General features: G+C 61.8%; 34 protein-coding genes. 30 read left to right on the forward strand and 4 right to left on the reverse strand.

What is annotated here, in order from left to right:
* Nucleotide 1: 1 nt before the first annotated feature.
* Genes M2342_RS15935 through M2342_RS15960 form a run of 6 tightly spaced genes read left to right on the forward strand, consistent with a single transcriptional unit; the run spans nt 2 to nt 2,687 of the window.
* A complete protein-coding gene (locus M2342_RS15935) occupies nt 2-337 on the forward strand; it encodes a hypothetical protein (RefSeq protein WP_264579798.1) in 336 nt (111 codons plus the stop codon).
* Between the two features lie 3 nt (nt 338-340).
* Nucleotides 341-793: a D-Ala-D-Ala carboxypeptidase family metallohydrolase gene (locus M2342_RS15940; RefSeq protein ID WP_264579799.1), complete on the forward strand. Its 453-nt coding sequence runs from the start codon at nt 341-343 to the stop codon at nt 791-793.
* The gene (locus M2342_RS15945) at nt 790-1,281 is read left to right on the forward strand and encodes a hypothetical protein (protein WP_264579800.1); all 492 of its coding nucleotides are present in this window, start codon (nt 790-792) and stop codon (nt 1,279-1,281) included. Before M2342_RS15940 ends, M2342_RS15945 begins: the two co-directional genes overlap by 4 nt.
* Nucleotides 1,247-1,510 (forward strand): hypothetical protein, encoded by a 264-nt coding sequence (locus M2342_RS15950; protein WP_264579801.1) that lies wholly within the window; start codon nt 1,247-1,249, stop codon nt 1,508-1,510. The genes M2342_RS15945 and M2342_RS15950 overlap by 35 nt, the downstream gene beginning before the upstream one ends.
* Complete coding sequence (locus M2342_RS15955) at nt 1,507-2,025, forward strand: phage tail protein (protein WP_264579802.1); 519 nt, start codon at nt 1,507-1,509, stop codon at nt 2,023-2,025. Before M2342_RS15950 ends, M2342_RS15955 begins: the two co-directional genes overlap by 4 nt.
* On the forward strand, nt 2,022-2,687 hold the full coding sequence (locus M2342_RS15960) for a phage virion morphogenesis protein (protein ID WP_264579803.1): 666 nt from the start codon (nt 2,022-2,024) through the stop codon (nt 2,685-2,687). Before M2342_RS15955 ends, M2342_RS15960 begins: the two co-directional genes overlap by 4 nt.
* Before the next feature lie 76 nt (nt 2,688-2,763).
* Here M2342_RS15960 and M2342_RS15965 read toward each other — a convergent pair whose 3' ends face one another.
* A complete protein-coding gene (locus M2342_RS15965; protein WP_264579804.1) occupies nt 2,764-3,126 on the reverse strand; it encodes a hypothetical protein in 363 nt (120 codons plus the stop codon).
* Nucleotides 3,127-4,283: 1,157 nt separating this feature from the next.
* Here M2342_RS15965 and M2342_RS15970 point away from each other — a divergent pair.
* The 15 genes from M2342_RS15970 (at nt 4,284) to M2342_RS16040 (ending at nt 16,992) form a co-directional block, all read left to right on the forward strand.
* Nucleotides 4,284-5,177, forward strand: coding sequence for a baseplate J/gp47 family protein (locus M2342_RS15970; protein ID WP_264579805.1), 894 nt, complete (start codon nt 4,284-4,286; stop codon nt 5,175-5,177).
* Nucleotides 5,174-5,725, forward strand: coding sequence for a phage tail protein I (locus M2342_RS15975; protein WP_264579806.1), 552 nt, complete (start codon nt 5,174-5,176; stop codon nt 5,723-5,725). The genes M2342_RS15970 and M2342_RS15975 overlap by 4 nt, the downstream gene beginning before the upstream one ends.
* 11 nt (nt 5,726-5,736) lie before the next feature.
* Nucleotides 5,737-7,338 (forward strand): hypothetical protein, encoded by a 1,602-nt coding sequence (locus tag M2342_RS15980; protein WP_264579807.1) that lies wholly within the window; start codon nt 5,737-5,739, stop codon nt 7,336-7,338.
* Between the two features lie 11 nt (nt 7,339-7,349).
* Nucleotides 7,350-7,583: a hypothetical protein gene (locus tag M2342_RS15985; RefSeq protein ID WP_264579808.1), complete on the forward strand. Its 234-nt coding sequence runs from the start codon at nt 7,350-7,352 to the stop codon at nt 7,581-7,583.
* A 157-nt stretch (nt 7,584-7,740) separates the two neighbouring features.
* Nucleotides 7,741-8,148, forward strand: a complete 408-nt coding sequence (locus M2342_RS15990; RefSeq protein ID WP_264579809.1) for a response regulator transcription factor — start codon at nt 7,741-7,743, stop codon at nt 8,146-8,148.
* 604 nt (nt 8,149-8,752) lie between these two features.
* Entirely contained in the window at nt 8,753-9,325 is a 573-nt protein-coding gene (locus M2342_RS15995) for a phage baseplate assembly protein V (protein WP_264579810.1), read from the forward strand.
* Complete coding sequence (locus M2342_RS16000) at nt 9,322-9,672, forward strand: GPW/gp25 family protein (protein ID WP_181561028.1); 351 nt, start codon at nt 9,322-9,324, stop codon at nt 9,670-9,672. Before M2342_RS15995 ends, M2342_RS16000 begins: the two co-directional genes overlap by 4 nt.
* A 17-nt stretch (nt 9,673-9,689) precedes the next feature.
* A complete protein-coding gene (locus tag M2342_RS16005; RefSeq protein ID WP_264579811.1) occupies nt 9,690-10,859 on the forward strand; it encodes a phage tail sheath C-terminal domain-containing protein in 1,170 nt (389 codons plus the stop codon).
* 39 nt (nt 10,860-10,898) lie between these two features.
* Nucleotides 10,899-11,411: a phage major tail tube protein gene (locus M2342_RS16010; RefSeq protein ID WP_264579812.1), complete on the forward strand. Its 513-nt coding sequence runs from the start codon at nt 10,899-10,901 to the stop codon at nt 11,409-11,411.
* 63 nt (nt 11,412-11,474) lie between these two features.
* Complete coding sequence (locus M2342_RS16015; protein WP_264579813.1) at nt 11,475-11,780, forward strand: phage tail assembly protein; 306 nt, start codon at nt 11,475-11,477, stop codon at nt 11,778-11,780.
* A gap of 11 nt (nt 11,781-11,791) precedes the next feature.
* Nucleotides 11,792-11,923 (forward strand): GpE family phage tail protein, encoded by a 132-nt coding sequence (locus M2342_RS16020; protein ID WP_264579814.1) that lies wholly within the window; start codon nt 11,792-11,794, stop codon nt 11,921-11,923.
* Between the two features lie 2 nt (nt 11,924-11,925).
* Nucleotides 11,926-14,274: a phage tail tape measure protein gene (locus M2342_RS16025; protein WP_264579815.1), complete on the forward strand. Its 2,349-nt coding sequence runs from the start codon at nt 11,926-11,928 to the stop codon at nt 14,272-14,274.
* A 12-nt stretch (nt 14,275-14,286) separates the two neighbouring features.
* A complete protein-coding gene (locus M2342_RS16030) occupies nt 14,287-14,697 on the forward strand; it encodes a phage tail protein (RefSeq protein WP_264579816.1) in 411 nt (136 codons plus the stop codon).
* On the forward strand, nt 14,694-15,698 hold the full coding sequence (locus M2342_RS16035; protein WP_264579817.1) for a contractile injection system protein, VgrG/Pvc8 family: 1,005 nt from the start codon (nt 14,694-14,696) through the stop codon (nt 15,696-15,698). The genes M2342_RS16030 and M2342_RS16035 overlap by 4 nt, the downstream gene beginning before the upstream one ends.
* Before the next feature lie 67 nt (nt 15,699-15,765).
* A complete protein-coding gene (locus tag M2342_RS16040; RefSeq protein ID WP_264579818.1) occupies nt 15,766-16,992 on the forward strand; it encodes a TIR domain-containing protein in 1,227 nt (408 codons plus the stop codon).
* Between the two features lie 58 nt (nt 16,993-17,050).
* On the opposite strand, the gene M2342_RS16045 is transcribed toward M2342_RS16040, so the two are convergent.
* Together M2342_RS16045 and M2342_RS16050 are read right to left on the reverse strand one after the other, a co-directional pair.
* On the reverse strand, nt 17,051-17,521 hold the full coding sequence (locus M2342_RS16045; protein WP_264579819.1) for a thermonuclease family protein: 471 nt from the start codon (nt 17,519-17,521) through the stop codon (nt 17,051-17,053).
* Nucleotides 17,522-17,736: 215 nt separating this feature from the next.
* Entirely contained in the window at nt 17,737-18,219 is a 483-nt protein-coding gene (locus tag M2342_RS16050; protein ID WP_264579820.1) for an XRE family transcriptional regulator, read from the reverse strand.
* A 121-nt stretch (nt 18,220-18,340) separates the two neighbouring features.
* Between M2342_RS16050 and M2342_RS16055 the strand changes: the two genes are divergently transcribed.
* From M2342_RS16055 to M2342_RS16095, 9 genes are all read left to right on the forward strand, one after another.
* On the forward strand, nt 18,341-18,634 hold the full coding sequence (locus M2342_RS16055; RefSeq protein ID WP_264579821.1) for a carph-isopro domain-containing protein: 294 nt from the start codon (nt 18,341-18,343) through the stop codon (nt 18,632-18,634).
* A gap of 133 nt (nt 18,635-18,767) precedes the next feature.
* Nucleotides 18,768-19,031, forward strand: coding sequence for a hypothetical protein (locus M2342_RS16060; protein WP_264579822.1), 264 nt, complete (start codon nt 18,768-18,770; stop codon nt 19,029-19,031).
* Nucleotides 19,031-19,372: a hypothetical protein gene (locus M2342_RS16065; RefSeq protein ID WP_264579823.1), complete on the forward strand. Its 342-nt coding sequence runs from the start codon at nt 19,031-19,033 to the stop codon at nt 19,370-19,372. The genes M2342_RS16060 and M2342_RS16065 overlap by 1 nt, the downstream gene beginning before the upstream one ends.
* Complete coding sequence (locus M2342_RS16070) at nt 19,369-19,878, forward strand: hypothetical protein (RefSeq protein ID WP_264579824.1); 510 nt, start codon at nt 19,369-19,371, stop codon at nt 19,876-19,878. Before M2342_RS16065 ends, M2342_RS16070 begins: the two co-directional genes overlap by 4 nt.
* A gap of 10 nt (nt 19,879-19,888) precedes the next feature.
* A complete protein-coding gene (locus tag M2342_RS16075) occupies nt 19,889-20,182 on the forward strand; it encodes an ogr/Delta-like zinc finger family protein (protein ID WP_264579825.1) in 294 nt (97 codons plus the stop codon).
* 87 nt (nt 20,183-20,269) lie between these two features.
* Nucleotides 20,270-22,984: a toprim domain-containing protein gene (locus tag M2342_RS16080; protein WP_264579826.1), complete on the forward strand. Its 2,715-nt coding sequence runs from the start codon at nt 20,270-20,272 to the stop codon at nt 22,982-22,984.
* Nucleotides 22,985-23,143: 159 nt separating this feature from the next.
* On the forward strand, nt 23,144-23,389 hold the full coding sequence (locus tag M2342_RS16085; RefSeq protein WP_264580064.1) for a DUF2312 domain-containing protein: 246 nt from the start codon (nt 23,144-23,146) through the stop codon (nt 23,387-23,389).
* A 100-nt stretch (nt 23,390-23,489) separates the two neighbouring features.
* Nucleotides 23,490-24,113: a hypothetical protein gene (locus M2342_RS16090; protein ID WP_264579827.1), complete on the forward strand. Its 624-nt coding sequence runs from the start codon at nt 23,490-23,492 to the stop codon at nt 24,111-24,113.
* Nucleotides 24,113-24,298, forward strand: a complete 186-nt coding sequence (locus M2342_RS16095) for a helix-turn-helix transcriptional regulator (RefSeq protein WP_264579828.1) — start codon at nt 24,113-24,115, stop codon at nt 24,296-24,298. Before M2342_RS16090 ends, M2342_RS16095 begins: the two co-directional genes overlap by 1 nt.
* A gap of 9 nt (nt 24,299-24,307) precedes the next feature.
* Here the strand turns inward: M2342_RS16095 and M2342_RS16100 are convergent, their stop codons facing one another.
* The gene (locus M2342_RS16100; protein ID WP_264579829.1) at nt 24,308-25,645 is read right to left on the reverse strand and encodes a tyrosine-type recombinase/integrase; all 1,338 of its coding nucleotides are present in this window, start codon (nt 25,643-25,645) and stop codon (nt 24,308-24,310) included.
* Nucleotides 25,646-25,660: the final 15 nt, after the last annotated feature.

Here is a 25,660-nt window from a genome sequence, read left to right on the forward strand (position 1 = left end):
CATGGACCCCAAATCGATCCTGCCGGCCGCCGTGGAAACGATCAGCTCGCTCACGCCCGCGCTCATCGGCTCGGCCGTCGCCCAAGCGTGGAAGCCGGGCCTGAGCTGGCGCCAGCGCTTCGTGCAATGGGTGGTCGGCTCCACGGTGAGCTATTACGCCACGCAAGGCATCGTCGCCTTCACAGGCTGGAATGAGTTTGTCGCGCAGTCGATCGGCTTTGGCATCGCGCTGGTCGCATTCGACGCCACCCCACGCGTGATCGCCTCGGCCTCTGACACGCTCACCCATGCGCCGGGCCGCCTTTCCGATCTCATCTTTGGCAAACGGAAGGACTGAGCCATGCAGCTCTCGCCGAACTTCTCTCTGGCCGAATTCACCGCATCAGCGACCGCCAAGGCCCAGAAGATCGACAACAGCCCCAACGCGCAGCAGATCGCTGCGATGCAGCTGCTCTGCGCCAAGGTGCTCGAGCCGTTGCGCGCCCATTATGGCAAGCCCGTGCGCGTCACCTCCGGCTTTCGATCGCCGGCGCTCTGCCTTGCGGTCGGATCCACCACCTCGAGCCAGCACGCGCAGGGCGAGGCCGCCGATCTCGAGGTGGTCGGCGTCGATAACTTCACCGCCGCCGCCTTCATCCGCGATTCCTTGCCGTTCGATCAGCTCATCCTCGAAAATTATGTGCGGGGCCAGCACGATAGTGGCTGGATCCATGTGAGCTATCGCGCCGGGCGCCTGCGGCATGAGGCCCTCACTTATTCCCGCCGCACCTATTTCACAGGCCTTTTGTCGTGAAGTGGGCGCTTGGGATCCTCAAGGCTGCCTGGGCCATGCTGAGCGGCTCGCGTGAGACGCTGATCCTGCTGGGCCTCGCCAGTGCGGCGGCCGGGCTTTATGCCTGGGGGGCGAGCGGCCGCGCCGAGCGCGACCGCCTGGAAGCATGGGCGCAGCAGCTCTGCCTTGCCGCCGGCAGCGAGTTCACCGGCACCAAGCCCAAGGCCAAAGCCCAGCTGGACGGCTGCACCGCGCTGGTGGCGAGCCTTGCTGCCTATAAGCGGGAATCGCAGAGCATCACCGCTGCCACCCTTGCCCGCGCAGCTGAGCGCACCGAGGCGAAGGCCACCGCCGATCGCACCCTTGCAACCGCGCAGGCCACCCGCCGAACCGCCAATGTTCAAGCCATGGAGAAAGCAGATGAAACGATCGCGCCGAATGATCGCGTCGGGGGTGATTGGTTTGATCGCCTCAATGACCTTGCAGGGCTGCGCCCAGCGCCAGATTGAAACGGCGCCGGCCGTCATTGCGGTGGAAGTGAAAGACACGCCCCAGGCGGATCTGCTGGCCTGCCCGGCGCCGCCTGCGCCATTCCCGCGCGATGCCACGGCCACAATCCCGCCGGCGGTGCGATCGGCGCTCATTGCCTTTGCCACGGCCTATGCGGACACGCGCGACCAGTTGCTGCGCGTCATCCGCTGGCATGAGCCGGGCGCCTGCGCGGATCTGCGCCGATGAAAAAGCCGGCGAGCCTTCGCGCCCACCTCACCGCCTATTTGCCCGAGTTGCAGTCGCACCCGGATCGCCTCGCTATCTACGTCGAGAGCGGCAGCGTGCGCGCCCTCCAGTCGCGCTCCCATAGCTTTGAATATGCCTACAAGCTGCAGGTGGGGCTTTGGGATTTTGCCGGCTCGACCGATAGCCTCATGCTGCCGCTGCTGATCTGGCTGGAGACAGAGCAGCCCGAGCGCCTCCGTGATCGCGATGCAACGCCCTTCACCTTTGAGGCCGAGCTGCTGGACAGCGACACCAGCGATATCCTGATCTCGATCGATCTCACCGAGCGCGTGATCGCCAAGCTCCGCGAGGATGGCACCGGCTTTGACCTAGAGCACCCGGCTGAGCCGCCCACGTTCCAGTCGTTCGCCGACGTCGATAATCCGTTTCTTCAAGGCTGGGGCGGCACCGAGCCGCTTGTGGCAAGCGAAGCGCCAGGCGTCATCCTGACACCGGCAATCCCGCCAGACGCATGAGCGAGGAACTGCTCGAGCTGGAGGCGATGGCCGGCGCGATTGTGCGGGCGCTGAGCGCCGGCGAGCGCCGCTCCATGCTGCGCAAGATGGCCCAGCGCCTCGTCCTGAGCCAGCGCAAGCGCATCGCCGCCCAGCGCGCTCCAGATGGCAACGCGTTCGAGCCTCGCAAGCAAAAGACGCCTGCCATTCCGTCGCGCGGCCCGGCATGTTTCCTCTATCCATCGGGCAGCGGCGTGCGCCGCGTCATCATGCGCGGCTTCTCATGGGACAGCGATCGCAAGATGACCGGCTTCGATGTGGAAGCCGGCGGCATTCGTTCCTTCCGCTTCGACAAGGTGGTGAAGTGGCTTCCCGTGCCCGAGGAATATCGCGGGGGCGGCGGCAGCACATTGCGTCGCAAGGGCGGCCTGCGCCGCCGCGCCATGTTCAGGCGACTCTCATCCGGTCGCTATCTGCGCTCTGGCGTGGACGATCGCGGCTTTTGGGTGGGCTTTAGCGGCAAGGCGAGCGAGATCGCCGGCATCCACCAGCACGGCTTGCGCGATAAGCCGTCGCTGCGCGCTCGTGCGATCTCTTACCCCAAACGAGAACTGATCGGGGCGACCGAGGCGGATCGGGAAATGCTGATTGACATGCTGTATCAACAACTCGGCTCGACGTGATTGGGGTGATCCAAGGGCAGCTTTCGTCAATGCTGGTAAGTTTATCGGACGCCCAGAATGGCGTGGAGACCTGACATTACAAATCTGCGTCGTAGAGGGTCACAAACTTAGATGTCGTAACATCTGGCGACGTGTCGGCATCGATATTGATGATATCGATCCCATATGGTCTGCAGAGATCGTGCATCTTCACGGCGACAGCCACGATGGCAGGCACTGTCTTCTCAACCTCCAGCTTTGGATAGAGAAATCCAAAGTCCCACCCGTCGGTGTTCGCCCATCCTTCCCTGGCGAGAAAATGTGACACACTTTCCAAGTTCAAGAGGGGGCCGGAAAGATAGAACGTCAGCCATAAGCGCTTGTCAGCAAACTCTGGCATGGCTTCCACATCAGCAAAGTAAGTTCTGATCTGTTGAGAGAGCGATTTATATCGATCCATACTCGTTTATAGCGTGCGCCGCTGACATTCGCAAAATGGGCCATTGAACTGCAAATTTTAGCGCGGTCGATCTGATTCCGGGGGTAACTACTTTTGGGAGAAGGGCAGCATCGGGGAACGCCTGCAACAGGGTGGAAAGCGGACATCAATAAATGACAGGCCGCTTTGCTCCCCACGTACCTTCGACACAGCGCCTTTGTTGGCATAAGCCACTCTCGATTACCTCGGTTCGGACAAAGTGAGCACGATCTGACGGAACTTGAGGATTAAACTCCACCCACAGGAGACCGGCGTCCTTTGGCAATTCAGCGTATTGACGGAGGTATGTTTTCAGCTCAGCGTCGCTGATTTGAGTCCCGTTCCACTCAACGATTCCGGCACGAGTGACCCGTAAAACGTGGCCTTCTTGGAAGGCATTATCCGGGCCTTTGGGAATTTCCATAGCATTTGGACTACCACATCCTCCTAGCGCCAAAGCCAAGGTGAGGGTCGTTATCAGCCGCATTCGCGCATCATATTGCGAAATGGCCAGGTCCGCCATCCAAGAACTCCACCGGCCGACGGCGAACGTCCGCAATGTCGTCGTGTCCGGAAAGGCAGCTTTGAGCGCATAAATCCTAAATCGAGACTATCGGCGGAAGGCTGCACGGACGGCGGGTTTTGATGATTGCTGCGGCTGAGTGCTATGGCTGAGATGGCGTGGGAAGTGGCCTGCCAGCTTTCAAGTCGAGCAGGAATCATCTTCGCTCCGCCCCGACTGCCCGCGTTAGCTTCGCTGCAAAGTAGAGTGTGCCCCAGCCACCTACGAAGATCAGCGACCAAGTCGCATTTCCTCGGATCAGATAGTCCGCTGTCAATATTATGCACCAGAGCAACAGGGGAATTGTCCTCGCACCTAGTCGCTTAAAAGAGGTTTTTTCGTTCCCAAACAACAGCCGTCCTTTCCGCCTTTGGCTTATCCTTTCACAACGTGAGAATTTCCGCAATGTCATCGCGTCCGGACCGGCGACTTATAGTGTAAGAACCGCTCGAAGCAGACAGTAATTGTCCGAAAACCTCGACGCTGCCCAAGCCAACCTAGCACTTTCATCGGGCGAGAGCGTCTCGCCCGATGCGCCGCATAGAATAGGGCGCCAGCCTCGGCCGAAATAGCCGGCATGGCCGATGCAACTTTCACCGCAGTCGATCTTTCGCGCCTTCCCGCGCCCGATGTGATCGAAAAGCTCAACTTTGAGACGATCCTCGCCGATGCGGTAGCGCAGATGCAGGCGCGCACGCCTGACTTTGAGGCGCGGGAGAGTGACCCCGCCACCAAGCTTCTGCAAGTCACCGCCTATCTCGCCCAACTGCTGCGTCAGCGCGTCAACGATGCCGCCCGTGCCGTCATGCCGGCCTATGCCACCGGCGCGGATCTCGACAACATCGCTGCCCTGTTCGGCATCGCCCGCCTCACGCTCACGCCCGCCAACACCGCGCTGGGGATCCCGGCCGTCATGGAAAGCGATGCCGATTTCCGCAGGCGCATGGTGCTGGCGCCCGAGGGATATTCCGTCGCCGGGCCGGAAGGCGCCTATATCTTCCATGCGCTGAGCGCCGATGCCGACGTGCTGGACGCCAGCGCCACCAGCCCAAGCCCTGGCGAGGTGATCGTGTCCGTCCTCTCGCGGCAAGGCGACGGCACCGCATCGCCGGCGCTGCTCGCCACCGTCGCCACCTTCGTGTCGGATGAGACGCGCCGGCCGCTCACCGATTTCGTGAGCGTCCAGTCCGCGCAGATCGTGCCTTATGCGGTGCAGGCCACACTCACCACCTATAGCGGGCCGGATGGCAGCGTGGTGGTCGAGGCCGCGCGCCAGCAGCTTGAGGATTATGTGGCGGCCAGCCATCGCCTCGGTCGCGACATCACCCGCTCCGGGCTGTTCGCCGCGCTTCATGCCGAAGGCGTGCAGAACGTCGTGCTCTCTGCGCCGGTGGCGGACCTGATCGTGACGCGCACGCAAGCGCCGCACTGCGCCGGCATATCGCTCACCTATGCGGGCACCGGCGAATGACGGTGCCCAGCATTCTGCCATCTGGCTCCACGCCGCTGGAGAAGGCGCTTGAGCAGGTGGTCACCGGCGCGCTCGATATCCCGGCGCCGATCCGCAAGGTATGGTCGCCCGACGAATGCCCCATCGAGCTATTGCCATGGCTGGCTTGGGGCCTGAGCCTCGATAACTGGTCATCGGACTGGTCAGACGCCATCAAGCGCGAGCGCGTGCGCAAGGCGATCCCGATCGCGCGGCAGAAAGGCACCGCCGCCAGCGTGCGCAGCGTCGTGCAAAGCTTTGGCGGCTCGGTCGCGATCCGCGAGTGGTGGCAGCAGGTGCCGCGCGGGGTCCCGCACACATTCCAGCTTCTGCTCAATCTGGAACAGGCCGGCGCCCCGGCGAGCGCGGCCTTTGTCGATCAGGTCATTGCCGAGGTGAAGCGCGCCAAGCCGGTTCGCTCTCACTTCACATTCACCCAGGGCATCACGGCACGCGGCGGTATCGGCCTTGTCGCGCGCGCGAGGCCTGCTCTGCTCGCCCGGCTCAGCTGCGCCGCGCCGGCCGCCTAATCGGAGGTTCCATGGCTCTCTCAATCATTGTCACCGATGCCGGGCGTGCTGCTCTGGTCAACGCCGCGAACAACGGCACCAATCCGGTGGTAATCACACAGGCGGGTATCACTGCCACCGCCGTCGTGCCTTCGCCCGGCGCCACCGCCGTTCCCGGCGAGATCAAGCGGATCTCGACAATCTCCGGCGATGTGGTGGCCGATGACATGATCCACCTCGTGGTGAGGGACGAAACGGCCGACAGTTATGCGCTGCGTAGCTTTGGCCTCTATCTGGGCGATGGCACGTTGTTCGCCATCTATGGGCAAGCCGAGCCGGTTATGGAGAAGTCATCGCAGGCGATGATGCTGCTCGCGATCGACATTGCTTTTGCCGATATCGATGCCGCCGCAATCAGCTTTGGCGATGCCAATTTCATCAACCCGCCTGCGACCGAGGAAGCGCAGGGCGTGGTGGAGCTGGCCACGCCGGCGGAAACCGAAACCGGCGTGGACGCGACTCGCGCGGTGCATCCCAAGGGCCTCAAGGATGCCGTCACCAGCTGGCTCAATGCCCGCTTCGGCGAGGGCAATCCTTCGGCGTTCATGAAAGGGCTGCTCGCTACCGCCTCGGCAGCTGCAATGCGCGTCGCGCTCGGGATCAAGAGCGGCGCGCTCAAGGATGAAGGCGCCGGCGGCGGCCTCGATGCAGATCTGCTCGATGGTCAGCACGGCGCATATTATGCGGACATTCCCGCCCGCCTCGGCTTTACGCCATGGGGGCCGACCAATGATGGCGCCGGCTCTGGCCTTGATGCCGGCCTGCTGGCGGGCCAGCTCCCCAGCTACTACACGAATATTACCGCGCGTTTGGGTTATACACCTCTCAATTCAACGGCTTACACCGCCGCAGACGTTCGCACGAAACTCCTAACTGTGGACGGCGCCGGCTCCGGCATCGACGCCGATTTGCTCGATGGCCAGCAAGGTAGCTGGTACTCAGACGTCCCCGCGCGCCTTGGTTACACTCCGGCGAATAAGGCAGGTGAAACGTTCACGGGGGCCATCCATCTCCTGCGCGCCGGAAGTCAGGAAATACGGTTTTCGGCGGGCGGCTCGCTTGGGTGGCGGATGATTTCCGCTGTAGGTGCGGGCGCTGGCAGTCTCTATCTGCAATATAGCAACGACAGTTTTTCGTCATCGTTTGTGACCGGGCTCGAGCTTACCTCCACCGGTTATGCCGCGTCACCCAACCAAGGCGTGCTTTGGGGGGCAAGCAATGACGGCTCCGGTTCCGGCATGGATGCCGACCTGCTCGACGGCTACCACGCAGACGCTTTTCTCCGGCTCAATGGGAACACGCGGCTGCAACAAGACCGCGGTTATCTCCTCTATGCAAACGGCATCAAAGAGACGTGGGGTGAGATCGTCCTGAATGCGAATAGCTCTGGCTATTGGGATTATCCGGTGGCCTTCAGCAACTGGGTCCACCCGCAGATCAGTGTCACCGTGGTGAACGGCGAAGATAATGCCAGCCAGGTTACGGGCATCACGTCCGTGGGGCTGACCGGCATCTGGCTCTACACCGCAAGCAATTCGGCGGTCCGCATCTATGTCCGCATTCTGGGAGTGTAACAGGAGGTTGTATGAGCGATTTGGAGATTCGCGTGGGAGCGCTTGATCGCGCTTCTGCCACAGTCCCCGTGACATTTACCCAAGGCGACATTGTGCATCGCCGCGCAGTCAACGCGGTGCTGAAAAACGACGGCACACATGATCGCCCGGCCACGATCGCCCGCGTCGATGAGGTGGCGCGTGGGGTCGCCGAAAAGATCAGGATCGGTATCATCGCAGCACCCCCCTCGCCGGATGCTAAGTAAAACTGCGCCCTAGTTTGACGCGCCATCTGCCTTGGCAGAGGCTTACCGCTTCGCATCGCTGATAAGGATAGCGCCCAAGTGAATTGTTCATTCGACCATTAGATGATGATTCATCAGCATCAGTGAAACTAACATTTGTTAAGTTTGTTCTCCGGAAATGGAGAAATCAACAACCCCTTATGCACTTGTGGTCGACGATGACGCTCTGATCCTCATGCATGCCTGCAATATTCTGGAGGACGCAGGATTTCGCTGTTTCGACGCATCTGATGGGCAAGCTGCAGTCAAAATGCTCGACGGGCATGCCGCATCGATCATTTTGCTTTTTTCAGATGTCGAAATGCCCGGCGGCATCGATGGCTTTGAATTGGCACGTCATGTGGCCGGGAACTGGCCACACATCGAAATTGTCATTGCTAGTGGAAGAATAACGCCTCAGCCGGGCGACATGCCGGAGCGCGCGACATTCGTTGCCAAGCCCTTCAGCACTCAAATGGTCCACGACCATCTTCGTGCCACTCTCCCTGATGGCAAAAAGCCCGAGCCTCTCAAAACTGCAGTTTAGTCTCGAAATCCGCTGGGCTTTTCGCGCCTAAGCGTTGGAAACCGGCGGAGAATTCATGACATCAAGCAACAATGATCCTGAACGTCGTCCCTCTTCCGGTTGCGGAGGGCATTTTGCGTTAGTAGCGGTCTTGCTCGCCATTTCCGTCCTCGCGGTTGTGGCGATGCTCATTTAGTCCTGTCCCACGCTGGACAACAACAGCGGCCGCATGCCGCGGCGGTTTGCTTCCTCCAGAACGGCAGCTTGAAGCGCAGACACGCAATCGGCCGCTGCACTTCGTCGTGCCATCCAAGCCAGCTCATTATCACTCATTTTCTTTGCCATCTCGGCGCAAGCTTGCTTCAATAGGCGCATCCCGGAGTCCCGAACTCGAAGTCTGATCATGAGGCGCAACTAGCCTGATAAGCTGCGCCGCAGTACCTGTCCCTTGGGGCGAAAATCGGCCTCAACTGTATCGGTCAACGTGCCGGAACGCCTCGGATGGGTTTGAGGGGCAACAGCCCCCTGGCTACCACTGTTTGATCTCAATCATCTTCATCGGGCGAGACGTTCTCACCCGATGAAGCCCCGCGCGTGAGCGCTAACCGCGCGGCATGGTCTGGCCATGCGCAACCCTTCCGACCTTGAACAGATGACCGGCGAAGTGATCCAGCTGGGCGCGATTGCCTCCGTGGATCCCGCAAACGCCACTTGCACCGTGGCCCTTGGCGAGATCACCACCGGCGAGCTGCCATGGCTCGCCCAGCGTGCCGGCGGCGTGCGCTCATGGTCGCCGCCGACAGTTGGCGAGCAATGCGTGGTATTGGCGCCCGAGGGCGATCTGGCCAACGGGTTGGTGGTGCTGGGCCTCTACAGCAACGCGCACCCGGCACCCTCGACCAATCCCGATCTTGTCCAGTTGGCGCTAAATGACGGCGCGGTGATCGAATATGATCAGACAGCCCATGCGCTGCGCGCGACGCTGCCCGCCGGCGGCACGGCGCAGATCGAGGCGCCCGGCGGCATCACCATCAAAGGCGATGTGACGATCGAGGGCGATATCAGCCTCGAGGGCGATATCAGCATGAGCGGCACGCTGACGGCCGAGCAGGATGTGCTGGCGGCCGGCAAGAGCCTCAAGAACCACCGGCACAGCGGCGTGACGGCGGGCGGCGCGCAAAGCGGGCCGCCGGCATGAGCGGGATGGATCGCCGCACAGGCGCCCCGCTCGACGGGCCAGACCATATCCGCCAGTCCGTGAGCGACATTCTCGGCACCGCCATCGGCGCGCGCGTTGGCCGCCGTGAATATGGGTCGCTGCTGCCCGAGCTGATCGACCGGCCGATGACCGCGCCCAATATCCTGCGCCTCTATGCAGCCACGGCTCTGGCGCTCTCGCGCTGGGAAAAACGCTTGCGCCTGCGGCGTGTCCAGCTGGTTGCGGGCGATCGTCCTGGCACTGCCTCACTCACCATCGATGCCGAGCGCACGGATGCCCCAGCGCCGAACGCCCGGCTGCGCCTCACTTACCCCCTCAACGCTTAAACTCGAGGAACCGAGCAATGGCTTTCAAGCACGGCATCACCATCACCGAGATCGATACCGGCGCGCGCACGATCAGCGCCGTGGCCACCGCCGTTATCGGCCTTGTCGCGATCGCCAGCGATGCGAACGCGGCGACCTTCCCGCTCGATAAGCCCGTGCTGATCACGGATCTTGCGGATGCGATCAGCAAGGCCGGCACCAATGGCACGCTCGCCAGCTCGCTGCGCGCGATCAGCGCGATCGTGAGCACGCCCGTGGTTGTGGTGCGCGTGGAAGAGGGCGGCGATGCAGCCGAGACGGCCAGCAATGTGATTGGAGGCGACGTGGCCGGCGAAAAGACCGGCATGCAGGCCTTGCTCGCAGCGCGCGCCCAGACGATGGCTCAGCCCAAGATCCTGATCGCGCCCGGCCTCGAGACGCAGGCGGTCACCAAGGCGCTGGCCGTGGTGGCAAAGAAGCTGCGCGCTTTCGCTTATGCCCGCGTCGTCGGCGACACGGTTGCCGAGGCCGGGCTCTATCGCGCCAATTTTGATGAGCGCGAGCTGATGCTCGTCACGCCCGACTGGCTGGTCTGGGATACGGTCACCAGCGCCAACGGCACCGGCCATGCCGCTGCCTATGCCGGCGCCATGCGCGCGCTGATCGATCAGCAATATGGGCCGCAAAAGACCCTCTCGAATGTCCCGGTGCCGAGCGTTCTTGGCATCACCAAGGATTTCTATTGGGACATCGAGAACATGGCGAGCGATGTGGGGGTGCTCAATCAGGCGCACGTCACCAGCCTCATCCGCACCGATGCCGGCTATCGCTTCTGGGGCAACCGCACCTGCGCGGCGGATACCAGCCTCTATAAGTATGAGAGCACGGTGCGCGTGGCGCAGCTGCTCACCGATACGATTGCCAAGGGCATGTTGTGGGCGGTGGATAAGCCGCTCACCCCGTCGCTCACCCGCGATATCATCGAGACGATCAACGGCTTTTTCCGCCAGCTCAAAGCGCAGGGCGTGGTGCTGGGCGCCAATGCGTGGTTCGATTCCGCGCTCAACTCGGTGGAGAGCCTCAAGGCCGGCAAGCTGCGCATCGATTATGATTACACGGTGCCGCCGCCGCTCGAGGATCTCGGCTTCAATCAGCGCATCACGGACAAATATCTGGCCGATTTCAGTGCGGCGCTGAGCGAGGCCTGATCGCCCGCCATCCTCTTTCCCCGATCATAGGAGCAAATCATGGGCCTGCCCCGCACTCTCAAAAATATGATGCTGTTCAACGAAGGCTCGGCCTATCTGGGCGAAGTCAAGGCGGTGACCTTGCCGACGCTCACCCGCAAGATGGAAGAATATCGCGGCGGGGGCATGGCCGCGCCAATCAGCCTCGATATGGGCATGGAGGCGCTCTCGGCTTCCTTCACCGCCGGCGGCCCGCTGCGCGACGCCCTGCGCCAGTTCGGCGTCCAGACCGTCGATGGCGTCTATCTGCGCTTCGCCGGCGCCTATCAGCAAGATGACAGCGCCGCCGTGGACGCGATCGAGGTGGTGATCCGCGGTCGATACAGCGAAATCGAAATGGGCGATCAGGAGGTGGGCGAGCCGGGCGAGTTCAGCGCCACGGTGGCGATCGCCTATTACAAGCTGATCTGGAACGGCCGCACTGAGATCGAGATCGATCCCATCAACATGATCGAGATCGTGGACGGCGTCGATCGTCTCGCAGCCCAGCGCAACGCCATCGGCATCTTCTAAGCCTGAACGGCCCGGCCTCATCGGTCGGGCCGTGTCCCCCTTTGCCTTTTGGAGAGCATCATCATGACCACCCCGGCCGAGCCGATCCTTCGCACCGTCACCCTCGACACGCCTATCCAGCGTGGCGAGCAGTCGATCGAGAGCATCCAGCTGCGCAAACCCAAGTCGGGCGAGCTGCGCGGCCTTTCGCTGGTCGACCTCGGCCAGCTCAAGGTGGATGCACTCACCAAGATCCTGCCGCGTATCTCCAACCCCGTGCTCACGCAGGCCGAGGTCGCCAACATGGATCCGTCCGACCTGCTCGCCTGCGGTGCGGAGATCGGGAGTTTTTTGTTGCAGAAATCGCAGATGGCGGTGCTCCACGACTGATCGAGGATGCCATGGCGGATCTGGCGATCACCTTTCACTGGTCGCCGGCCGTCATGGACGAAATGAGCGTGAGCGAGCTGCTGGGCTGGCGTGAACATGCCGCCCGCCGATCAAGGCCCCCAGAGAAAACCGGAAAGCGCTAGTCATGGCATCGAAGAACCTTCGCCTGCAGGTCATCCTCGAGGGCCTCGATCGCGTGACCGCACCGCTCAAGGCGATCACCGGCGCCAGCTCCAATGCGCGCAAGGATCTGGCCGAGACGCACAAGCAGCTGCAAAAGCTCGATGCGGCACAGCAGCAGGTCGGCAAATACAAGGCGGCCGAGGGCCGCTTTGCCGCCGACACTCAGGCACTGGCCCAACAGCGAGCCAAAATGGAAGAGCTGCGCGCGACGCTCGAAAAGACCGAGGCGCCGACCAAGAAGCTGCGCAATGAGTTCGCGCGCGCTGAAAAGCAAACCACTCTGCTCACGGCCAAGGTGGATAGGGGCGGCGATGAGCTGCAGCAGCTCTCCCGGCAGCTGGGCGAGGCTGGCATTGATGTGGCAGATCTCGCGCGCCATGAGAATGATCTGGCCATCCGCACGCATGATGCCAATCAGGCCCTGAAGCGCCAGACAGAGCAGCTCGACAAGGTGGCGAAGGCACAGCGCAACACCGATCGGCTCAATGAGGTGAGCGCCAAGGCGACCGGCCTTGGCCTCGGCATGGTGGCCGCGGGCACCGCCGCCGGCGCGCCGATCGTCATGGCAACCAAACAGGCCATGACGCTCGAGGCGGTGATGGCTGATGTGCGCAAGGTGGTGGATTTCGATTCCCCGCAGGCCTTTGCTCAGATGACCAGCGATATCCTCGACATGAGCGAGCGGATCCCGATGGCGGCCGAGGGCATCGCTGCGATCGTGGCGGCCGCCGGGCGCGCGAACGTGCCCCGCGAGGAACTGCTGCGCTTTGCGGAGGATGCGGCTAAAATGGGCGTGGCCTTTGAGAGCACGGCCGAGGATGCCGGCGCGACAATGGCCAAGTGGCGGACTGCGTTCGAGCTGCCGCAAGATGGCGTGGTGGAGCTGGCCGATCAGATTAACGCGCTCACCAACACCTATGGCGGCAATGTGAGCGCCGTTACCGAAATGGTGACGCGCATCGGCCCGCTCGGCAAGGTGGGTGGCCTGGCTGCAGCCCAGATCGCCTCCATGGGCCAAGTGCTCTCGAGCGTGGGCGTTGAAAGCGAGATCGGCGCCACCGGCATCAAGAACATGATGCTGGCGCTCACCAAGGGCAGCGCCGCCACCAAATCGCAGCAGAAGGCGTTCGCATCGCTGGGCCTTGATGCCGAGCAGGTGGGCAAAGCCATGCAGAAGGATGCCGGCGGGGCGATCCTCGATGTGCTCGGGCGCCTGCAGGGGCTGTCGAAGGAAGCCCAGGCTTCCACCCTCACGCAGCTTTTCGGATCCGAGAGCGTGGGCGCGATCGCGCCGATGCTCAACAATCTCGATCAGCTGCGGGAGAACTTCGCACTGGTTGGCGATAGCAGCCGCTATGCCGGCTCGATGAACGCGGAATATCTCGGCGCGATCGCCACGGCCGAGGGCGCCACCGGCCTTGCCACCAACGGCCTCAAGGCGCTCAACATCACCATGGGGCAATATCTGCTCCCCACGGTGGTGAAGGTCGCTGGCATGGTCGCCGGTGCGGCAAAAACCATGCGTAGCTGGGCGCAAGAGCATCCGGTGCTGGCCAAGGGCATCATGATGTTCGTCGGCGCCGGCGCGGCGCTGCTGATCCTGCTCGGCACGTTGGCGCTCGGCTTTGCGGCGCTCACCGCTGCCGCCGCGCCCTTGGGAATCGCGCTCGGCCCGCTGCTGCTCATCGTGGCCGCCGTCGCCGCAGTCGCTGCTGCTGCCTATCTCATCTATGACAGCTGGGATGGCATCGTTGCCTATTTCAGCGGCATCTGGAGCGGCATTCTTGACGCGATCCGGAACGCCGTGGGGTTCCTGCGCTCTCTCGACTTCGGCCAGATCGGCCGGGATCTCATTCAGGGCCTGATCAACGGCATGCTCGGCAAGCTGGCTGCACTCAAGGAAACGATCGTCAGCGCGGCGAGCAGCGTGGCGAAGTGGTTCAAGGAAAAGCTCGGCATTCATTCGCCTTCCCGCGTGTTCGCGGGGCTGGGCGGGTTCGTGATGGAGGGCCTCGATCAGGGCCTCGCTGCGAACACCGCTGGGCCGCTGCAGCGTATCTCCCAACTATCGGGCCAGATGACGCGCGCGCTCTCCGTCGGCGCCGGTGGGGCGGCCGTGGCGATCGCTGGACCAGCTGCGGCGCAAGGAGGCGCCAGTGCATCTGCTGCGCCGGCTGCGGCACCCTCCACCTATCATATCGAGATCAAGGTGAGCGGCGTCGGCGTGCCCGAGGACATTGCCGATGCCGTGCGCCGGGCCATTGAGCAGATCGAGCGCGAGAGGCGCGGGCGCGGCTATGGCGACGATTAAGGAGGCGGCGCGATGCATCTGATGGCTCTGGGCATGTTCGTTTTCGAGATGGGGTCGCTCGCCCCCGATGACCTGCAGCGCAAGGCAGACTGGCAACATGCCCGCGCGCCGCGCATGGGCGCGCGCGATGCGGTGCAGTTCACCGGGCCGGGCACCGAAACCATCTCGCTATCGGGCACCACCTATGCCGAGCTGAGCGATGGACAGGTGAGCATCGATCAGCTGCGCGAGATGGCCAGCGCCGGTGATGCCGTTCCACTGGTAAGCGGCGCCGGCGAGGTGCTTGGCAATTTCGTGATCGAGGCGATCGATGAGCGCCATGCCTATCTGATGGCCAATGGCCGACCGCGCCGGATCGATTTCGCAATTGATCTGCTGCGCGTGGATGATCCGGCGCCCGAGGATCCCGAGGCTGCGCAATGAGCGGCCACAATATCGCTGACTGGCGCGTAACCCTCGACGGCGTCGATCTATCCGACCGGCTGCGCCCGCGCCTTGTCTCGCTTAGCCTGTCCGAGCGGCGCGACGATGAGGCCGATCAACTCGATATCGTGCTGAGCGATACCGATGGCGGCCTTGCGATTCCCAGAGAAGGCGCGGTGTTGAGCGTCGAGATCGGGTGGAAGCAGGGTCGCAATGTGCCGATCGGCCTTGTTCACAAGGGTAGCTTCAAGGTGGATGATGTGACCCATGCCGGGCCGCCCGATCAGATCACGATCCGCGCACGGTCGGCGGATTTTACATCCGAGATCCGCAACCGGCGCGAAGGCAGCTGGAAGGATACCACGCTGGGGGCGATTTTGCGCGACGTGGCGGGCCGCAATGGCCTTACCGCGAAGGTGGCGCCGGATCTGTCGTCGATCGCCCTGGCATCGATCGCACAGAGCCGCGAAAGCGATGTGGCGTTCCTGCGCCGGCTCGGCCGCGAGCATGATGCCGTGTCCACAATCAAGAGTGGAAACCTTATCTTTGCGCGCAAAGGCGCCGGCGCCACCACCAGCGGCAAGGCCCTCCCGCAAATCGAGATCCCGCGCAGCCATGTCTCGAGCCATTCATGGCAGCGGCAGAAGCGAGAGGGGCAAGAAGGCGTCGCGGCGAGTTGGCACGATCGCGGCGAGGCGAAACGCAAGAGTGTGACCGTGGGCGCGCAGAAGGACGCCAAGCGCCTGCGCAAGGTCTATCCTGACGAAGCCAGCGCGACGCAAGCAGCGATCGCCGAGCGCGACCGGCTCAAGCGAGCGCCAGCCACGCTCGATCTGACCCTCGCTCTGGGGCGCCCGGATGCGACCCCGGAAGCTGGATTTACGGTGAGCGGCTTCAAGGATGAAATCGATGCCACGAGGTGGCTGATCACCGAGGTAACGCATCGGCTCGACAAGAGCGGCGGTTATACATCGGCGTTGCGAGCGGAATGCATGCCCTAAAGGAATTTCTTACTCGAGATTTCCGGCAGATATTGGGGATCTGAACGAGTGATGATAAGTAGAAGTCATGCAAGATGCGCCCTTGATTTTTTTAAGTTATTCTTCGCCTGATCGCGATCGGGTTTTCGCATGGCATGATTGGCTGTCGGGCAAGGGGTTCGACACTTGGATGGATAAGCGCCGCATCAAGGGCGGGCAAAACTGGGATTTTGAGATTAAGCGGGCTCTTCAAAAGGCTGCGATTGTAATTGTGTTCCTCTCCGCCAACTCGGTCGATCGGCGAGGCTATGCTCAGCGCGAAATTAGGTCCGCGTTGGATCACTCGCGAGACAAGCTGATCGATGATATATATCTTATCCCTGTGATGCTGGATGAAGTACCGATTCCTCCGGAATTGGAATCTATTCACATTATTCGCCCGGCCGATGGGGATGCATTTGAATTGGTGGCAGATGCCATCACCGCTCAGCTTGAACGTCTCGGCGCGGAGATTGCCCGCATTCAGGGCGAGAGCGAACTCAGGTGGTCAATGACTACACACAGGGATAGTTGGGACGGGCTCCCTGGTTACGAGACCTCGTTTGAGCTGCCCTATTTCCAGTCAGAGGTTTATCCTCAGATCAATGAGATCACACAGAGGCTGAAAGGATGGCTTGTCGGCCAGACAATGCAGCAACGACTAGTGAAATTTGAACAGAGTCCGGCAGTTCATAATTTTGGTCAAAGTCGTTTCTTTCGGAAGAACACGTGGGACGCTTCATGCGGCGAGCCGAAATTAAAGGAAAGAGTATTAACTGTAGCATATACAGTGTGGTGGTATTACGCTGGCGCAGCTCATCCGAATTCTTGTTTTAGAACCTTCTCATTCATGTTGGACCCCCTCATTGAGCTAGGAAGCGCAGCTAGCTTATTCGTGGATGCGTCCAAGGCTCTGCCTGTGATTCAACACAGTGTCCGCGCACATTTTCTGTCGAATAAAACCGATGAAAATGAGCGAAGCGGCTGCAATGAATTCTCGAGAGAATGGGTCATCCGGGGCACGGAAGGCTGGGAAGATTTTCAGAACTTCGTATTCAGCGAATCTGGAATTGAATTTCTCTTTCCTCCCTACGCGATTGCATCGTACGCCGAGGGGCCGCAGACGGCGCTAGTGCCTTATGGCTCGCTAACGAAATTGCTCCATCCCCACATCGTGTCCGCGCTAGGTGTTGAGTATCTCGATTATTTGCCGCCCGACTGGCCTTTTCCGTCCGACGAGGGGCAATCCGAACCTGTGGAGCCTGCGAAAGCATAATCGCCAGCTCCATCATCGACACGCAGTTTCGCGGATTGCTTACGTCATCAATCGTCGATCAGCACCAAGGCTCCCGACGGCCGGTCCATGTGCGGGCGAGGCCTTCACTCACGAGCTGATCGCCGAGGGAGTGGCCGTCACGAAGCAAGACGCGGAGTTTGCGATTATACCGGTCTGCATCACGGTCCCCGACCTTGCGGACTTCAAACGGGCCATCGTTGACCAGCTCGAGAAGGCGGCGCTTGGCCTGCTCGCCACGTTCCAGCTCTTGGCTGCAGCGCGGCGAGCTGATTTCGGGGGCGTCGATGTCGGCGATGCGAACTTTCACTTCCCCGATCCAAAGCGTGTCGCCATCCACCACACAGTTCCGGCGGGCGGTGCCGCAGATGTCGTACTGGACGGATGTAGCTGGGGCGAGTTCCTGCGAGACACCGCCCCCTCCCCGGCCCGAAAACGAGCTGAGAGCACCGATGCCCAAGCCGACGATCGCGGCAGCGCCAAGCACTCCGGTCACCTGCAAGCTATTCATGCCTCGATTTTCTCACCAACACCTCTGAACGTAAATCCGTGTTGTGCTCACAACTGAACATTTCTTGCTTTCCTACAGGGAGTTGGCCCATTTAGGCAAGAACGAATCAGGAACAAACGGATAAAGGTTGGTGACGGGAAAGACGTGGCGGTTGACGCCGGGATGCGAGTTTGCGTGCGAGCGATGCAGTGTTCGGTGCGCGACGATTGCGGCGGTCAGGGACGATCTGTGGCGAGAGACCGAGCAGCTTCTGCGGGCGCAATCATTGGGACCTTGCCCTGATCGGGCACGACAGGTCCGATCGCTGCAAAGCCAGCTGGAAGGCGCTGAGCGAGAATTCGCGCGGCTTCGGCCCTCGTTGCGTCCACTGGGACCAGTGCGAGCAAGCTCTGGAACATATCAGCCAGCGCTTCTTCACTAGGCATTACCATCGTGCAGGTCACGAACTGCAGCTGAGGCTGAGCATCTTGAATGTTGCGAACTTCCGGCTCGGTCTCATCCTCTGCGAGACCGGCCAGTTTCATGACCTCAGCGGGATCCACACTGTGGCGAGCAAGCACGGCGGCAATTCGGCGCGTAAGGTCAAGCGGGAGAGTGGCTTTCTTGTACCTGGACGATTCGTAGTTTGAGTAGGTGCCCAATGGCAAATCGAGAGCAGCCGCCATCGACCTGACCGAAAGTCGGGGCATCGCCATCATTCGTAGGTCTCGCAGACGCGCGCTCACAGATGTCATTTGGCGACCATGCGAAAATTTCGCACGCATGCTGTCCTTATTTTGAGATTGACTGCTGTCCGAAAATATCGGACATGCTGTCTTCATGGAAAGCACACCTTCCCTTTTCGAAATGTTCGGCGGCGTTCGACCTATGGCACGCGCCATCCGTGAAGCGCCGTCTAACGTAGCAAGCTGGAAGCGCGCGGGGCGTATTCCGCCCGATAAGCAGCGCTCTGTGCTGGAGGTCGGGGAAGAGTTGGGTCTTCAGATCACCGCCGAGCATGTGGTTTTTCCGTTGGGACGACCAGCTGCCGCCACGCCGTCCGAAATAGCCGCACAAAGCGACTCTGTCTGTTTCGGACGGAAGGCCAAATTGAAGCGTGAGGGGCAAGCCTGATGCTCGCCCTCTGCTCAATCCTTTTTCCACTGGCCGGGGTCGCTGCCCTCGTCACGATCATCAAAACCGGCGCGGATTACCGGGTGCAGGCGCGTGCCGCCCTCTCCGCGCTTTTCCACGGAGGATCAAATCAATGATCAGCAGCCGAATTTACCGGCCCGGCGAGATCATGCCGGCGAACGAGTGCCGCTATTGCCACGGCAAGGGCACATTGCAGAACGTCCACTCGTCCGCCTGGGCCGTGCCGCGGCTTATCCGCGTCCGCTGCACGCACAAGGTTGGCGACCCTTATGGCTTCGCCGAGCAGCAGCGCGATAATTTGCGCTACTGGCTGATTGGCCTTGGAGTTGGCGGCGGTTTGCTCGCCCTTGCCCTTCTGCTGGGAGGCCAAGGCTGATGATCTTTTCCCGTGTCGATCAGGAAACCATCCGCGCCATCGTGCGCGAAGAAATCGCGCTCGATGAGCTGAACAGGCTTGAGGCTCCCGCCTCTCCCACAATCAAGCCTGCCCAGCTCACCTTGCGCGGGGGGGCTGGCGCACCACCCACAGTGCCAGCCCCTACCACAATCGCCAAAGCTGCGGAATTCGTCGCTGCGCTACTTCGTGAGGAGCGGGACCGCCGCTGCGATATTGAGGCCGTGACGGTGCATCACCGGGGGAGGGGGACGGAGGTTCGCCTGATCACTGGCGGCCGTTCGTTCACGCTCACCGTGAATGAACAGCAGGTGATGACATGACCAAGCGCCGCGAACCGCTGAGCTTTGCTGCAGCCGTCAACACCGTGGGATCGCTGGTGGGCTGGGCGCAGCTCGCCCAGATCCTCGGCAAGTCAGAGCGACTGATTCGCTACTGGTCTGATGAAGACCACCGCACGCGGCCATCGCTTGAGCAGGCCATGGCGCTTGATCGCGCCTATCTCGCCGCCGGTGGCAACCATGCCCCGCTGCTCGAGGCCTATGCCGATCAGCTTGACCTGCATAACTGGACGAGCAGTCCCTGCCCTGCCGGTCTGGCATCAGACATATCCACCGCCACGCGCGAGACGGCCGAGGCGATCAGCATCAGCATCAGCATCACCTTGATCCAGCCCGGTGCGACCCTGCCAGACATGCGCAGCGCCCAGCGAGAGGTAAATGAAGGAATTGACGCGCTCAATCGCGTCCGCGCCCGCCTCAACAGCATGATCGTTCATGATGGCGGCGCGAAACAACGGGGAAGCCGCGCGGGGCGGCTTTGTGCATGAGGAGGCCAGTTTGGCACGAGAAAATCACCGGATGCCGGGCGCAAGCTGCCCGGCCTGCGGGGGCGGGGCAAAGGCGCGCCGGGTGGGCAAGGTCGCGCTCACCTATCGCGAAATCTATTATCACTGCCGCGACGAGCTGGGCTGCGGTCATGTTTTCGTGGCCGAACTCACCGCGATCAGGACGGTGCGCGTCAGCCAGCGAAATCCGCCGATCCATCCCCTGCCGATCTCAGAGTGGCGCAGGGGGCCGGCGAACGACGATTCCCCCAATCCTGAGCCGAATGCTGGCGCGCTGAAAGCCTAGCGGCCCCAGCACCTCACAGACTGAATACCGCCGCCCGGAAAGCCTCATTCCGGGAACGCCGCCCCTTTGCCTTTTGGATGCCATCCCGTGCGCGATGAATTGCTCAATGAACTGCTCCCTCGCCTCAAGCGCGACTATGGCTTTGCGGAAAAGGGGGAGTGGCTGCGCGAGGGCAAATGCCCTGAATGCGGCGCCAAGAAATCGCTCTACACCCATGCGGAACACCCGTGGATGCTTCGCTGCGGCCGCCTCGACAGCTGCGGCGCCGAGATCTCGGTCAAGCAGAGCTATCCCGACATTTTCGATGACTGGTCGAAGCGCCACAAGCCGACGCCCGAGAAGCCCAACGCGGCGGCCGATGCCTATCTGCGCAGTGCGCGGGGCTTCAATCTGGCTCCCCTTGCCGGATGCTACGCGCAGGAATGGTACAAGGATCCCGAGCTCAACATCAGTTCGGCGACCGTGCGATTCCCGCTGCCCGGCGGCGGCTACTGGCAACGCCTGATCGATCAACCCGGCCGCTTCGGTGATAAAAAGGCGACCTTCAGCCCCGGCTCAAAGCATCGCGGCCATTGCTGGCTCTACCCCGGCGACAGCTTCGAGGCACTCGCCGCTGAGCGCGAAATCTGGATCGCCGAGGGCATCTTTGACGCCATCGCGCTGAGGCAGGCGGGCATTGCCGCCGTCTCGGCCATGACGTGCAACATCTGGCCTGAGCATTTTCTCGCGGATCTGCGCAAGGCCTGTGCCGATCTCAATCGACCGATGCCAAAGATCATCTGGGCCTTCGATCAGGGCGCTGCCGGCGTGGAATGGTCACGGCGCTTTGCCAAGCAGGCGCGGGAGGCAGGCTGGCCGGTGGGCGCCGCTCAGGTGCGCGTGGATGGCGAAGGCAAGAAGACCGACTGGAACGATCTGTTTCAAGCCGACAAGCTCAAGCCAGAGCACATCGAGGACTATCTTTGGGCAGGCGACGTAACGATTGCGCAAAGCGCCGATGAAAAGGCGTTCCTGATCTACAAGAAGCATCGCTCGGCGTCCTTCCCGTTGGTGTTCAACGGACGCCAACTCTGGGCCACCTTTTCGCTGGAGCGAATCGAACAGCACCTCGAGCAGCTGCGCGAGGCCGATCCTTCAATTGCGGAGCTTCCCTACGGCGAACAATGGGAGCTGGCCGCGCGCCAGTCCGTGGACATTGCCGAGCTGGCGAACTGCACCTTCCGCACGCTCTATTTTCAGCGCGATACGAACATGGAAGAGGGCGCCTATTATTTCCGCATCGACTTCCCCAAGACGAAGGGCGGCCCGCGCAAGGATGCAGTGAAGGCGCCGTTTTCCGGCTCTGCCTGCTCATCCTCGGGCGAATTCAAGAAGCGGCTCGCGGCGGTCGCGCCGGGGGCACAATGGGTTGGTGCGAATTACCAGCTCGATAAGCTGATGCTGCGTCAGTGGACCGATATCCAGACGGTCGAGGCGATCCAGTTCACCGGCTATTCGATTGACCATGAGGGCTGGCTGCTGGGGGATCTGGGCGTCTCCAAAGGCAAGGTCGCCAAGATCAACGAGGACGATTATTTCGTCTTCTCCCGCAAAGCGGTGAAGCTGCGCACCAGCGATCGCCTGCTCTCCATCAAATATGATCCCGACAAGCTCGATATCCGGTGGACTGGCGACATCTATCGCGCGTGGGGCGCCAAGGGCCTCGCAGTGATGACTTTCTGGGGCCTTTCGCTCTTTGCCGAGCAGATCCGCGCCATGCAGGAATCGCTCGCCTTCCTCGAGGTGACCGGCCCGCCCGGCACCGGCAAAACGACCCTGATCGCCTTCCTCTGGAAGCTGATGGGCCGCGTCGGCAACTATGAGGGCTTCGATCCCACCAAGGCGACCAATGCCGGCATCGCGCGCACCTTGGGTCAAGTCGGCAATCTGCCGGTTGTGCTGATCGAGGGCGACCGCAATCAGGACACGCCCCACAGCCGCCGCTTCGAGTGGGACGAGCTGAAGACGGCCTATAACGGGCGGGCCGTCCGGACGCGCGCTATCGCCAATGGCGGCATGGAGACATTCGAGCCGCCTTTTCGCGGCGCGATCGCGATCGTCCAGAATGACGCCGTGGAGGCATCGCCCGCGCTGCGCGAGCGCATCATGGGCCTGTGCATCACCAAGGATGGCTGGGGGCCGCAGACACGCGAGGCGGCCGAGCGGATCAATCGCTATGAGCGCGATCAGGTGAGCGGCTTCATCGTTCACATGGTCAAGCGAGAGGCCGAGATCCTCACGCGCTACCGCGAGCGCTTCGCCGTCCATTATGAGCAGATGCTCAGGCAGGACGGCATCCGCAACGACCGCTTGGCGAAGAATCACGCCCAGCTCGCTGCGATGTTCGATGCGATGCGCATCGTGCTCACCAACATTCCCGACGATGTGGCGAGCGAGGTGCAGGTGCAGTTTCGCGTGATGCTGGCCGAACGCCAGCGCCTTACCGAGAACGATCACCCGCATGTTGAGCTGTTCTGGGAGCGGTTCGATTACATTGAGGGGCAGGAAACCGAGAGCACGACGCACCGGATCAATCACAGCCGAATTGATGGCACGATCGCGGTCAACCTCGTGCAGTTTGAGCAGAAGTGCGGCGACCTGCGCCTCTCGCTGCCGCCTATCAATGAACTCAAGCGCCTGCTGCGTACCAGCAGAAGCCGCAAATTCATCGCCTACAAGCCGATCAATTCCGGCGTGACAGGCAAAACCACAGCCTGCTGGGTGTTCGAGCGCCCCGCCGGCTCCACCAGCAGCCATCCATAGGAGAGCGCAATCATGCAGCCACAGACTTCCACGCCCGTTGAAATGCGGATGATGGCCGTGCCCGATGGCATGGGCGGCACCGTCCACAAGCTTATGCCCGTCTCTCCCTCCGCTGCTGCCGGCAAGGGCAAAAAGAAGGCTCGGCCGGCGCCGGACCCGATCAACGCGAATCCCGATGCGGCAGCGCAGAACCTACGCCAGCTCATCGAACGGCTAGAAACCCTTGAAGGGGAAAAGCGCGGAATCGCTGACGATATCAAGGATGTTTACGCTGAAGCCAAAGCCACCGGCTATGACGTGAAGGCCGTGCGAGCGATCTTGCGGCTGCGCAGCCTTGATCCAAGCACCCGCCTCGAGGACGCGGCCATCCTCGAAACCTACCTGTGCGCGCTGGGAATGGAATGATGCTGGTCGCCCTGCAGCGCACGCTGCTCATCGTCGCGATCATGATCGCAATCCCGTTCCTGTTCGCACGCGGCATCGCCCGCATTTCCGGAGACAAGCGATGAGCTTCGATCTCTTTTTCCGCTGCATGTCAGACGAAAGCGCAGATCCGCTCACGGTGCCCAAAGCGGCGATCGTGGAGGAACTGGCGCGCGAGCTGCACATGCGGCGCCATCATTATCCCGACAGGATCGCTAGCGGCAAAATGACGCGCGAGGGTGCCAATCGAGAGATCAGCATCATGGCCGCCATTCATGCAGATCTGGCCGCTGATCTCCTGCTCACCCCCGGCACTGAGGACGCCGCTGCCAAGGCGAGGCGAGAGGCTGACGAACGTCTCGCGTCGTTCGGCTGGGGTGAGCTGGTGAGTTGCCTGCGCCGCGAGATCGCCATGCGCCGCAAATTCTACCCGCGCATGCTCGCCACCGGCGATCGTTCGCCGGCCGACCTACGAGCCCAGCTGGAGCGGCTCGAGGCCGCCCATTTCTACTACTGGGCACTCGGCCGAGCATGGTGGCCGGATGGGCTGGAACAGCACCGGCAAGATCCCACCAGCATGACAGACCGCGATCATCAGACTTTTCGCGAAGCCTACGCGAAACATCGCGCCCACTTCGTCCCGATCACCCTGGCACCGCGCGGCGCATACTCAACTGTCGCCGAGCCCAACGGAAAGGCCGCATAATGAACAACATTCCTCGCCTTCTCAACATCGCCCAAGTCAAGGAGCGGACCGCGCTGGGCAAAACAGCCATCTATGCCCGGATCAAACTCGGCATATTTCCAGCACCGGTCAGGCTAAGTCAGCGATGCTCTCGGTGGCGTGAAGAGGAGATAAACAACTGGATCATGGGCGAGCATGGGACGTGAGTCTGCCATTTATCGGCGCGAGCCGGGCCTCTTCGGCCCGGTCGCTGCCCATCTCATAGGTTGTCCGAGATGCAACAGCGGTGGCCACATGTCTTGCAGCAGAATTTCGGCCCATTCACAGGCCAGCTCGCGCCGCCTCTCCATATAAGCCGCACGATTGTAGGCGCTTTCGACCCTGTTCTGCGGAATATGGGCGAGCATGAGATCGATTATCGCGCGATCGGGTGAGATGCCCGCATGCCCGCTGCTGCGCCATTGCCGTTCGGCACGCTCATTCATTATTGTGGAAAATGCAGCCCGGAACCCGTGCGGCACGTGACGCTGATAGTAGCCGGCCCGGATGAGCAACGCCCGTATGGTGTTCTCGCTCATCGGGCGATGAGAATGCCGGTCACATGGGAAAATCAATGGTCCGGTGCCGGTCAGGGCGCTTGCCGCCTCGATCACTTCGACGGCCGCCGGTGCCAAAGGCACAAGATGGTCGCCGCCAGCTTCGCGCTTGCGATCTAGATCACCCGTCATCCTAGTAGACGGGATGCGCCAAATAGGTGTCGGGCCATCCAGCCCTTCAAACTCCTCCCACCGCGCCCCATGCAGTTCGCCGGGTCTAACGGCCGTCAGCGCCAGCAGGCGCAGGGCAAATTTTGTGATGGGCCGGCACCGTTCTGCCTCGCAATCAATCAACAGCTGTCGCAGCTCTCGCATATCGGTAATCGCTGGCTGCGCCTTGGCCTTCGGTTTGCGCGGAAGGGCGACCGCAAGGCTCGCTGCAGGATCCGATTCGATCAATCCCAAAGCGACGCCGTAAACGAAGATGCCGCTGATGCGCTGCCGCGTGCGATGGGCGGTCTCGACTGCACCACGATCGGCGATGGGTTGAAGCACGGTCATGATGGCGCGCGCCGTCACTTGGTCGAAAGGCATCGCACCGATGCGTGGAAACACATCTGCTTCTAGGCTCGCTAGTACATCCGCCGCATGGACCTTCGACCATCGCGCCTTCTGCAGCCGATACCATTCGAGGCCGGCTTCCTGAAACGTGAGGACTGTTTCAAGCTGCTTGGCGACCGGGAAAACATTCGCATGTGTCGGCTCGACACCCCGCGCCAGCAGCGCCTTGGCCCGATCACGCGCCTCACGGGCATCCTTTAGTGACATGGCGGGATACTGCCCAATTACCAGCGTTTTCTGGGCCGGCCGACCCGCAGCGTTGCTCCCAAACTTGTAATTCAGGCGCCAGCTGCGCGTGCCATGGACGGTCACCAACAGATAGAGCTGTCCGCCGTCAGTCAACTTATAGGGCTTATCGGCCGCCTTTGCTGCCCGCACCCGAGCATCACTCAACATCAAATACCATACACC

The organism is Sphingobium sp. B8D3A, assembly GCF_025961995.1.
Taxonomy (GTDB): Bacteria; Pseudomonadota; Alphaproteobacteria; order Sphingomonadales; family Sphingomonadaceae; genus Sphingobium.

Bases quoted from the DNA above. Each gene is read 5' to 3' on its own strand.
- M2342_RS15985 (WP_264579808.1), top strand. From the start codon at position 7,350: ATGAGCGATTTGGAGATTCGCGTGGGAGCGCTTGATCGCGCTTCTGCC.
- M2342_RS15965 (WP_264579804.1), bottom strand. From the start codon at position 3,126: ATGGATCGATATAAATCGCTCTCTCAACAGATCAGAACTTACTTTGCT.
- M2342_RS16060 (WP_264579822.1), top strand. From the start codon at position 18,768: ATGATCAGCAGCCGAATTTACCGGCCCGGCGAGATCATGCCGGCGAAC.
- M2342_RS15950 (WP_264579801.1), top strand. From the start codon at position 1,247: ATGACCTTGCAGGGCTGCGCCCAGCGCCAGATTGAAACGGCGCCGGCC.
- M2342_RS16065 (WP_264579823.1), top strand. From the start codon at position 19,031: ATGATCTTTTCCCGTGTCGATCAGGAAACCATCCGCGCCATCGTGCGC.
- M2342_RS16070 (WP_264579824.1), top strand. From the start codon at position 19,369: ATGACCAAGCGCCGCGAACCGCTGAGCTTTGCTGCAGCCGTCAACACC.
- M2342_RS16015 (WP_264579813.1), top strand. From the start codon at position 11,475: ATGACCACCCCGGCCGAGCCGATCCTTCGCACCGTCACCCTCGACACG.
- M2342_RS16090 (WP_264579827.1), top strand. From the start codon at position 23,490: ATGAGCTTCGATCTCTTTTTCCGCTGCATGTCAGACGAAAGCGCAGAT.
- M2342_RS15940 (WP_264579799.1), top strand. From the start codon at position 341: ATGCAGCTCTCGCCGAACTTCTCTCTGGCCGAATTCACCGCATCAGCG.
- M2342_RS16010 (WP_264579812.1), top strand. From the start codon at position 10,899: ATGGGCCTGCCCCGCACTCTCAAAAATATGATGCTGTTCAACGAAGGC.
- M2342_RS15990 (WP_264579809.1), top strand. From the start codon at position 7,741: ATGGAGAAATCAACAACCCCTTATGCACTTGTGGTCGACGATGACGCT.
- M2342_RS16100 (WP_264579829.1), bottom strand. From the start codon at position 25,645: ATGTTGAGTGATGCTCGGGTGCGGGCAGCAAAGGCGGCCGATAAGCCC.
- M2342_RS16095 (WP_264579828.1), top strand. From the start codon at position 24,113: ATGAACAACATTCCTCGCCTTCTCAACATCGCCCAAGTCAAGGAGCGG.
- M2342_RS16050 (WP_264579820.1), bottom strand. From the start codon at position 18,219: ATGATGGCGATGCCCCGACTTTCGGTCAGGTCGATGGCGGCTGCTCTC.
- M2342_RS16045 (WP_264579819.1), bottom strand. From the start codon at position 17,521: ATGAATAGCTTGCAGGTGACCGGAGTGCTTGGCGCTGCCGCGATCGTC.
- M2342_RS16005 (WP_264579811.1), top strand. From the start codon at position 9,690: ATGGCTTTCAAGCACGGCATCACCATCACCGAGATCGATACCGGCGCG.
- M2342_RS16020 (WP_264579814.1), top strand. From the start codon at position 11,792: ATGGCGGATCTGGCGATCACCTTTCACTGGTCGCCGGCCGTCATGGAC.
- M2342_RS15980 (WP_264579807.1), top strand. From the start codon at position 5,737: ATGGCTCTCTCAATCATTGTCACCGATGCCGGGCGTGCTGCTCTGGTC.
- M2342_RS16000 (WP_181561028.1), top strand. From the start codon at position 9,322: ATGAGCGGGATGGATCGCCGCACAGGCGCCCCGCTCGACGGGCCAGAC.
- M2342_RS15975 (WP_264579806.1), top strand. From the start codon at position 5,174: ATGACGGTGCCCAGCATTCTGCCATCTGGCTCCACGCCGCTGGAGAAG.
- M2342_RS16030 (WP_264579816.1), top strand. From the start codon at position 14,287: ATGCATCTGATGGCTCTGGGCATGTTCGTTTTCGAGATGGGGTCGCTC.
- M2342_RS15995 (WP_264579810.1), top strand. From the start codon at position 8,753: ATGCGCAACCCTTCCGACCTTGAACAGATGACCGGCGAAGTGATCCAG.
- M2342_RS15960 (WP_264579803.1), top strand. From the start codon at position 2,022: ATGAGCGAGGAACTGCTCGAGCTGGAGGCGATGGCCGGCGCGATTGTG.
- M2342_RS16025 (WP_264579815.1), top strand. From the start codon at position 11,926: ATGGCATCGAAGAACCTTCGCCTGCAGGTCATCCTCGAGGGCCTCGAT.
- M2342_RS16040 (WP_264579818.1), top strand. From the start codon at position 15,766: ATGCAAGATGCGCCCTTGATTTTTTTAAGTTATTCTTCGCCTGATCGC.
- M2342_RS15935 (WP_264579798.1), top strand. From the start codon at position 2: ATGGACCCCAAATCGATCCTGCCGGCCGCCGTGGAAACGATCAGCTCG.
- M2342_RS16035 (WP_264579817.1), top strand. From the start codon at position 14,694: ATGAGCGGCCACAATATCGCTGACTGGCGCGTAACCCTCGACGGCGTC.
- M2342_RS15955 (WP_264579802.1), top strand. From the start codon at position 1,507: ATGAAAAAGCCGGCGAGCCTTCGCGCCCACCTCACCGCCTATTTGCCC.
- M2342_RS15970 (WP_264579805.1), top strand. From the start codon at position 4,284: ATGGCCGATGCAACTTTCACCGCAGTCGATCTTTCGCGCCTTCCCGCG.
- M2342_RS16055 (WP_264579821.1), top strand. From the start codon at position 18,341: ATGGAAAGCACACCTTCCCTTTTCGAAATGTTCGGCGGCGTTCGACCT.